This window comes from Nocardia sp. NPDC004582, assembly GCF_053602115.1.
The window spans coordinates 1-8,228 of the sequence record NZ_JBSGCY010000209.1 but is presented as its reverse complement, the minus strand read 5'-3'; the positions used below and the strand labels follow the sequence as shown (position 1 = coordinate 8,228).

General features: G+C 69.5%; 7 protein-coding genes. 2 read left to right on the top strand and 5 right to left on the bottom strand.

Going from position 1 to position 8,228, the window contains the following annotated elements:
• Positions 1 to 750, bottom strand: a 750-nt coding sequence (locus tag ACWELJ_RS32110; RefSeq protein ID WP_452369835.1) for a hypothetical protein, incomplete at its 3' end; no start/stop codon positions are given.
• Positions 751 to 760: 10 nt separating this feature from the next.
• Entirely contained in the window at positions 761 to 2,524 is a 1,764-nt protein-coding gene (locus ACWELJ_RS32105; protein WP_452369837.1) for an AMP-dependent synthetase/ligase, read from the bottom strand.
• A 331-nt stretch (positions 2,525 to 2,855) separates the two neighbouring features.
• Here ACWELJ_RS32105 and glnA point away from each other — a divergent pair, with 331 nt between their 5' ends.
• Entirely contained in the window at positions 2,856 to 4,292 is a 1,437-nt protein-coding gene (glnA, locus tag ACWELJ_RS32100; protein WP_452369834.1) for a type I glutamate--ammonia ligase, read from the top strand.
• On the opposite strand, the gene helR is transcribed toward glnA, so the two are convergent.
• From helR to ACWELJ_RS32085, 3 genes are all read right to left on the bottom strand, one after another.
• Positions 4,277 to 6,454, bottom strand: a complete 2,178-nt coding sequence (helR, locus tag ACWELJ_RS32095; RefSeq protein ID WP_452369833.1) for an RNA polymerase recycling motor ATPase HelR — start codon at positions 6,452 to 6,454, stop codon at positions 4,277 to 4,279. The two genes, glnA and helR, sit on opposite strands and share 16 nt — an antisense overlap.
• Before the next feature lie 179 nt (positions 6,455 to 6,633).
• Positions 6,634 to 6,849, bottom strand: coding sequence for a hypothetical protein (locus tag ACWELJ_RS32090; protein ID WP_452369832.1), 216 nt, complete (start codon positions 6,847 to 6,849; stop codon positions 6,634 to 6,636).
• Positions 6,846 to 7,061 (bottom strand): type II toxin-antitoxin system VapB family antitoxin, encoded by a 216-nt coding sequence (locus tag ACWELJ_RS32085; RefSeq protein WP_452369836.1) that lies wholly within the window; start codon positions 7,059 to 7,061, stop codon positions 6,846 to 6,848. Before ACWELJ_RS32085 ends, ACWELJ_RS32090 begins: the two co-directional genes overlap by 4 nt.
• 300 nt (positions 7,062 to 7,361) lie before the next feature.
• Here ACWELJ_RS32085 and ACWELJ_RS32080 point away from each other — a divergent pair.
• Positions 7,362 to 8,228 (top strand): hypothetical protein (locus tag ACWELJ_RS32080; protein ID WP_452369831.1); only part of this gene is annotated, 867 nt, incomplete at its 3' end.

Here is an 8,228-nt window from a genome sequence, read left to right as displayed (position 1 = left end):
CCCGAGAGCGAGCCGGCCGGGCCCGGGCAGGCGTGCGGTGAGCGCCGCCAGGGTCGCCGTGCCGTCGTCGCCGGAGTGCAGCGGCAGCAGGGCTGTCCAGCCGCCGCTGTCCAGGCGCAGGAACACGCCCGGGATGGCTTCGACGCGGTGGCGCAGTTCGCTCGTGTCGCCGCCGCGTGCGGATCCGAGCCGGAAGACGGCGAGCAGGAACGCGTCGGGCACCGCCACCGCGGGCTCGCCCGCCCATTCGACGGGGTCGCGGCCGGTGAGCAGCGCGTCGGCAATGGCGCGGCGGCGTTCCAGCAACTCCCAGCGCGGGTCGTGGGCGCGCTGCACGCAGGCGGTGGCGATGCGGGTGGTGAGCAGGGTGACGTAGCGCAGTAGCGAGATCGCGGCGTCGTCGAGGAGTTCGCGTTCGGGTCCGTGGGCGGTCTCGCGCACCCGGGACCAGATCAGTTCCGCGCCGAGGCTGTAGCGCTGCAGGACTTCCTCGAGGGTCTCGCCGTCGCGAATGCGGCTCAGCGCGATCTGCACGACCTCGGCGGTGTCCTCGGGCGAGGGCGGGACGCCGGTGCGCAGGAAGTCGAAGAACAGGTCCACATTCAATGCCGTGCCGCGCTCGAAACCGCTGGTCACCAGGGATTCCGGGAGCTTGGGGTAGGGCGGTGCGAGGGCGGGGAATTCCGCGCGCGCCACGACGGCACGTTGGTACAGCTCCTCGAGCGCCCGGTCCCGTAATCGCGCGTGCATAAGTCTCCTACTACCCGTACAGCGACTCGATAGTAGCGGCGTAGGTGGTAGCTATCGGTTTGCGCCTGAGTTTTCCGGTGGCCGTGAGGTGGTCGGAGCCCGGGGCCCACACGTCCGGCAGCACCGCGAACTTCTTGATCTGTTCCACCCGTGAGAGCTTGCCGTTGGCCGCGTCGATGCCCTCCTGCAGGGTGGCCAGCACGCGCGGATCGCGGGCCAGGGCCGCGATGTCCCGCTCGGTTAGCTGGTGGCGTTCGGCGAACGCCGCGGCCAGATCGGGGTCCAGGCAGATGAGCGCGGTGTTGTAGGCGCGGCCCTCGCCGATGGCCACCACCGTGCCCGCCAAAGGGGTGTGCTCGGTGACGGTGTTCTCGATCGTGGTCGGCGACATGTTCTTGCCCGCCGCGTTGATGATCAGCTCCTTCTTGCGGTCCACGATCCGCAGGAAGCCCTCGGCGTCGAGTTCGCCGATATCGCCGGTGTGCAGCCAGCCCTCGGCGTCCACGGTCTCGGCGGTCTTGGCGGGTTCGCCGCGGTACCCGCGCATCACGCTGCCGCCGCGCACCAGCACCTCGCCGTCGTCGGCGAGGGCGATCTCGGTACCCGGGAACGCGGTGCCGACGGTGCCGATCTTGATGCGGGCCGGGCGGTCCATGGTCGCGCCCGCGGTGCACTCGGTCATGCCGTAGCCCTCGCACAGCGGCAGGCCCAGGCCGAGGAAGAACTCGTGGGTGTCCTGCGGGATCGGGGCGGAGCCGGTGACGGCGATGCGGATCCGGTCCAGGCCCAGCTGTTCTCGCACGGCCGACAGCACCAGGCGATCCGCGAGCCGGAACCGCCAGGTGTCCACGACGTTCAGGGCGCGTCCGTCCGACGCCGCGCGGGCGCGCGCCCGGCCGCTCGCGATCGCCCAGGTGATCAGGCGGCGTTTGATCGGGCTCGACTCGGCGGCGAAGCGTTCCTCCAGCGCCGCTTTGACTTTCACCCACACCCGCGGCACACCCATGAACACCGTGGGGCGCACCTCCGACAGGGCCGCCGCGACCTGCTTCAGGTCCGGGCAGGTGGTGATCTGGCAGCCGGTCAGGATCGAGAGATAGTGCGAGAGCCAGCGATTGGCGGCATGCGCGTCGGGCAGATAGGAGATCACCCGGTCGGCGGGGGAGCCGCCACCGAATTCATCCACCACGCGGGCGTTCTCGAGGAAATTGGTGTGGGTCAGCTCCACGCCCTTGGGCGGGCCGGTGGTGCCGGAGGTGTAGACGATGGTCAGCAGATCCGCGGGAGCAACGGCGCGCCAGGCGGATTCGAAGTCGAACTCACCCGGCGCGGTGGCCTCGATCTCCGCCAGTGCGACGCACCCCGCGAGCGCCTCCTCGACACAGATCACGTGCTCCACGATCGCGCCCTGCTCGGCGGCGCGCGCGACCGCGGCGCGGACCTGCGGTGCGAACTGAGCCTCGCAGATCACGGCCTTGGCGCCCGCGTTGGTGAACTGGTAGGCCAGCACCTCCACCGGGTTGGTGTTGTACACCGAGAACGGGGTCGCGCCGGTGTGCAGGATCGCGGTGTCGCACAGGTGGAATTCGGGCCGGTTGGTCAGCATCAGCGCCACCGTGTCGCCGCGGCCGACGCCGAGCGTCGCGAGACCGCGGGCGATGGCGCGCACCCGATCGGCGTACTCGCGCCAGGTGATCGAGACCGCGCCGCCGAGTGTGCGCAGCGCGACCGCGTCCGGATGGCGGGCCGCGGTGGCCTGGAACGCCTCGACCATGGTGCGCGGGGCCGTTCCCGCTGCCGATGTTGAACTCACGATCCCAGCAGATCCCACACAGCGCGGGGTGGGCCAGTGGCAATCGAGAAGAACTGCGACGCGCGATTTGTGCACTGTGCCACAAGCGGGGGAGCGGGGCAGGGCGGGTCGCCGCGGCGGATCCCTCGCGGGTCGCCATGCCTCGATCGGTGTTTCGAATGATCTTGGTGCACAAGCTCATTCGGGTCCGTCCGGGTGTCCGGGCGACGTATCGTGTTACCACGAACAGGACCGCCGGACCCCGACCGGGCCGTCCGATCGGGTAGGCGTGCGCGGCCACGAGGAGGCAGCGGTGATCACCCCTACCACCAATGGAGTACAGGACTTCATCGACGCCGAGGGCGTCGAATACGTCGACGTCCGCTTCTGCGACGTCCCCGGCATCCAGCAGCATTTCTCGATCCCGGCGAGCATGTTCGGCCCGGAGCTGGTCGAGGACGGCATCGCCTTCGACGGCTCCTCGGTGCGCGGCTTCCAGGCCATCCACGAATCCGACATGTTGCTGCTGCCGGATCTGCGCACCGCGCAACTGGATTCGTTCCGCGCCGCCAAGACCCTCAATATCAGTTGTTTCGTCCACGACCCGCACACCCGCGCCGCCTACACCCGCGATCCGCGCAATGTGGCCCGCAAGGCCGAGGAATACCTGCGCTCCACCGGAATCGCCGACACCGCCTATTTCGGTCCCGAGGCCGAGTTCTACATCTTCGACACCGTCCGCTACGACACCACGATGAACCGCGCCTTCTACGAAGTGGATTCGTCGTCGGCGGACTGGAATACCGGCGAGAAAATCAATCCGGACGGTACGCCCAACCGCGGCTACAAAGTCCGGCCCAAGGGCGGCTATTTCCCGGTCGCCCCCTACGACGCCGACGTCGACCTGCGCGACGCCATGTGCACGCATCTGCAACAGGCCGGATTCGATCTGGAGAAGGGCCACCACGAGGTCGGCACCGCCGGACAGGCCGAGATCAACTACAAATTCAACACCCTGCTCGCCGCCGCCGACGATTTGATGCTCTACAAGTACATCATCAAGAACACCGCCTGGGCCGGCGGCAAGACCGTCACCTTCATGCCCAAACCGCTCTTCGGCGACAACGGATCCGGCATGCACGTGCACCAATCCCTGTGGAAGGACGGCACGCCGCTGTTCTACGACGAGGCCGGCTACGCCGGACTGTCGGACCTGGCGCGGCACTACATCGGCGGGCTGCTGCACCACGCGCCGTCCCTGCTGGCCTTCACCAACCCGACGGTGAACTCCTACAAGCGCCTCGTCCCCGGCTACGAAGCCCCGGTGAATCTGGTCTACAGCCAGCGCAATCGCTCCGCGGCCGTGCGAATCCCGGTGACCGGCACCAATGCCCGCGCCAAACGCCTCGAATTCCGCTGCCCCGACTCCTCGGGCAACCCGTACCTGTCCTTCGCCGCCATGATGATGGCCGGACTCGACGGCATCACCAACAAGATCGAGCCCGCCCTGCCCGTCGACAAGGACCTCTACGAACTCACCCCCGAGGAATCCGCCGAGGTCACCCAGACCCCGGCGAGCCTCGAAGCGGTCATCGACCGCCTCGAGGCCGACCACGACTACCTCACCCAGGGCGGGGTGTTCACCGAGGACCTCATCGACACCTGGATCCGCCTCAAGCGCGACACCGAGATCGCCGAGATCAACCTGCGCCCGCACCCCTACGAATTCGAGCTCTACTTCGACGTGTAGAGACCGGCGAGGGCGCGCGGGAGCGGGCCGCGGTGCAGGACGCCCAGGCGCTGGGTGGCACGGGTGAGGGCGACGTACAACTCGGCGGCGCCGCGCGGGCCGTCGGCCAGGATGTGCTCGGGTTCGACCACCAGGACGGCGTCGAACTCGAGGCCCTTGGTCTCCGAGGCGGGGACCGTGCCCGGCATGCCGGGCGGGCCGATCACGATGCTGGTGCCCTCACGTGCGGCCTCGTCGCGAACGAATTCCTCGATGGCCGACGGCATGTCGTCGGTGGAAAGCTGCCGGGCCCAGGGCTGGACGCCGCAGGCGCGCACCGACTCCGGCGGGGTGACGTCGGGGGAGAAGTCGGCCAGCACGGCCGCCGCGACCGCCATGATCTCCGCCGGGGTGCGGTAGTTCACGGTGAGCGAGCGGTACCGCCAGCGGCCCGGAACATAGGGATCCAGCATGTCGCCCCACGCGGTCGCGCCGGCCGCGGAACGGCGCTGCGCGAGATCGCCGACCACGGTGAAGGAGTGGCCCGGGCAGCGGCGCATCAGCACCCGCCAGTCCATGGCGGAGAGCTCCTGGGCCTCGTCGACCACGATGTGGCGGTAGGTCCAATCCCGGTCCGCGGCAGCGCGTTCGGCGAGTTCGCGGGTGTCGCGTTCGATGAAACGCTCGGCCAGGTCCTCGCCGTAGAGCATGTCGGTGGCGAACAGGTGGTCCTCGTCGTCCATGTGGTCGGCGCGGCTCACCAGCAGGTCCAGCACGCCCTCGGCGTAGGCGGCCTGCGCCTTGCGTTCCCGCTCGGCCGCGGCCTCCTCGGCGGAGGTGTCGCGGCCCAGCAGGTCGGCCAGCTCGTCGAGCAGCGGGATATCCGACACCGTCCACGCCTCGCCGTCGGCCCGCCACAGCGACTGGTCGGCGCCCGCCGCGCGCAGCCGGTCGGTCGACGACAACAGTTCCGCCAGTAGCTGTTCCGGCGTGAGCGCCGGCCACAGCTCGTCGAGCAGCGCGGTGAAACCCTCGTGCTCGGCGAGCTCGGTGCGCAGGTCGGTGCGCATGTTCTCCCACGCCTCGCGGTCCTCGCGGGTCAGCCAGCCCTGACCGATGCGGGCGATCGCGCGCTCGGTCAACGCCCAGGTGAGCACCTCCACGAAGGTGGCGCGGGCCAGATTGTGCGGCAGGCCGCTCTCGCGGGCCTCCGACCGCGCCCAGTCGGCGATATCCGCGCCGATGCGCACGGTCACATCCGAGAGTTCCAGCGACACCGGCTCCGACGGCACCCGCTGCCGGTCCGCGATCGCGGCCTTCAGCACCTCGAGGATGCCCAGCGAACCCTTGAGCCGTGCCACGTCCGGACTGTCCTCCGCGGCCGCGTGCACACCGGGCATGAGGTCCGCGGTGGTGGTGAACACCACGTTGGTCTCGCCCAGCGACGGCAGCACCCGCCCGATGTGCTTCAGGAACGCCGTGTTCGGGCCCACCACCAGCACGCCGTTGCGTTCCATCTGCTCCCGCTGGGTGTAGAGCAGATACGCCACCCGGTGCAGTGCCACCACGGTCTTGCCGGTGCCCGGCCCGCCCTCGATCACCAGCACGCCCGGATGATCGAGGCGGATGATCCGGTCCTGTTCGGCCTGAATGGTCGCCACGATGTCGCGCATGCCCTCGCCCCGCGGCGCGTTGACCGCCGCCAGCAGCGCCGCGTCCCCGCGCTCCCCGTCCCCGGGCCGGCCGAACACCTCGTCGGTGAAATCCACCACGTCGCGCCCGCGCGTGTGGAATTGGCGACGCCGGCGCATGCGCTCCGGGGTCGCCGCGGTCGCGGTGTAGAACGCCTGCGAGGCCGGGGCCCGCCAATCCTGCAGCAGCGGCTCGAATTCGTCGGCCTCGTCGTAGATGCCGATCCGGCCGATATAGGCGTGCTCGCCGGTCTCGCTGTCGAGGCGGCCGAAGCACAGTCCGTTGTCGGCCACCCCGAGCCGGGTCATCTCCTTGGCCAGCGCCCGCGCCTCGGCATCGCGCTCCACCAGCACGGTCGCATTGCCGCGCACGGTCAGCGTCTCGCCGTAGCGCCCGCGCACCCGCGCCCGCTCGGCATCCAGCCGCGCGTACAGCCCGGCCACGTACTCGCGCTCGGAGCGCAGTTCGTTCTCGTACCCCTGATCCGACATCAGCACCACACCTTCCGCCCGGCGATCCCCGGCCGCCGCCCGCGCGCCATTCGCGCAGGTTGCAGCCCTCGGCCAGCGATTGTGCGGCATCATGGGGGCCTTGCCGCAAGCCCCCCGGTGCGATATATGTTGAAAGGGGAGAGACGATCAGCCCTCCCCGATTCCCCTTCCCGTAGCCGCTACGCGGCGGTCGGACGCTGCCCGCCCGACACCAGGTTCACGATGTCCTTGTTGCCGTCGGCGCGCTGCTGAGCGGTGGCGGTCATGGCAAAACTCCTCCGGTGCAAGGGAATCGGTGGTGAACTCTCGCCAACACGCACCGTCGGGCAGGTCTGAATACGGGAGACCGCGCTGTGGTCGGCGAGGTACAGCGCGAGACTTCCGCCGCCGGTCATCGCGGCCGCGGCGGCTCGGCCTCCCCGGTCTGCTCGGCCTCGGTCAGGAAGGGCGCGGCATCGGCGAACCACGCGATGGCGTCGTGCTGCTGACGTTGCTGGACCAGCGGGCGCAGCGCCGTGCGGACGGTCTCGGTTCTCGTGGCCCCACCGGTGACCCTGCGGGCCTGTTCCATGAGGTCGTCCGGGATGTCGATCAGGGTTTTCGTCATGGTCACCTGCGCAGGGATATATTCGCCCAGCGAGACGCGCCGAGTGTGGTTACGGGTTCGTTCGGTGTGTTGTCGTTAGATTGGGGGCCGGACGGATCGGCCGCGACGCGAGAGTGGCCCGCAGGGAGGCGGGTTCGCGTCGTGGTGCGGGAATACCGTTGTGACACAACGTGCCACGCGAATGACAACGCGTGGTCATGTGGGGTGGCGTCAAACTATGACCTTGACCTCAGTGACCGCGCGGGGTCGTGGTGCGGTCATACGATCCGGGGCTGACATATGCGGGAAGGCGAGTAGGCCATGGATCGAAATGCGTTCGTCGAAGTGATGAACGAGGCGAGCGGCATGCTGGAGACCGGCCGGGCCGAGGAGGCGCTGGCGCGGTTGTCGGCGTTCGACGACGAGCTGGCCGGGGTCCCCGATCCCAAGGAATACGGCTGGATCGTCTCCTACCGCTTCCGATCCGCCTTCGCCGCGGGCGATTACGGCCAGGCCCTGCACCTGGCCGAACACGGCCCGGCCCGCTACCCGGCCGACATCCCGCCCGCCACCCTCGCCACCATGTACTCCATGGCCGTCGAGGCCGCCACCCAGCAGGACCTGCCCGACAGCGCCGTCCTCATGGCCGACCGCTGCATCGACCTGCGCCGCGCCCACGGCGAGCACGCCGAGGTGCTGATGGCGGCCATGACCGCCTGCACCCTGCTCGGCGACATCGAAAGACACGACCTGGCAAGCAGATATGCGCAACTGCTGATCACCGAGGGCGTCGGCCACGACGACTACCGCGGCTACGGGTACTACGCGCTGTGCGCCGCCATCGAACAGGGCGTCGGCGGACACCTCGTCGACACCCTGCGGGCCGGGCGCGAATGGCTCGAGACCCAGGACAACGAATTCGCCCGGGTGGCACTGGAATATCTGCAGACCGCCCCCACCCTGCGCGATCCGCTCGCCATCGACCTCGGCCTCGAGGACCCGCTCCGCGACGGCGCGCCGCTGGTCGAACCCGGCTCGGCAGAGCCTGATCAGGCATTCTCGCCGCTGGAACCCGCTGGCGCACAGCCCGAACCCGGCGCGCCGGGACGCTGGAGCCGGGCCGGCACCGCTACGACGAGCAGCGCTGCAAGCTCGTCACCGTCGATATGCGCCCGCGGATGCTCCAGG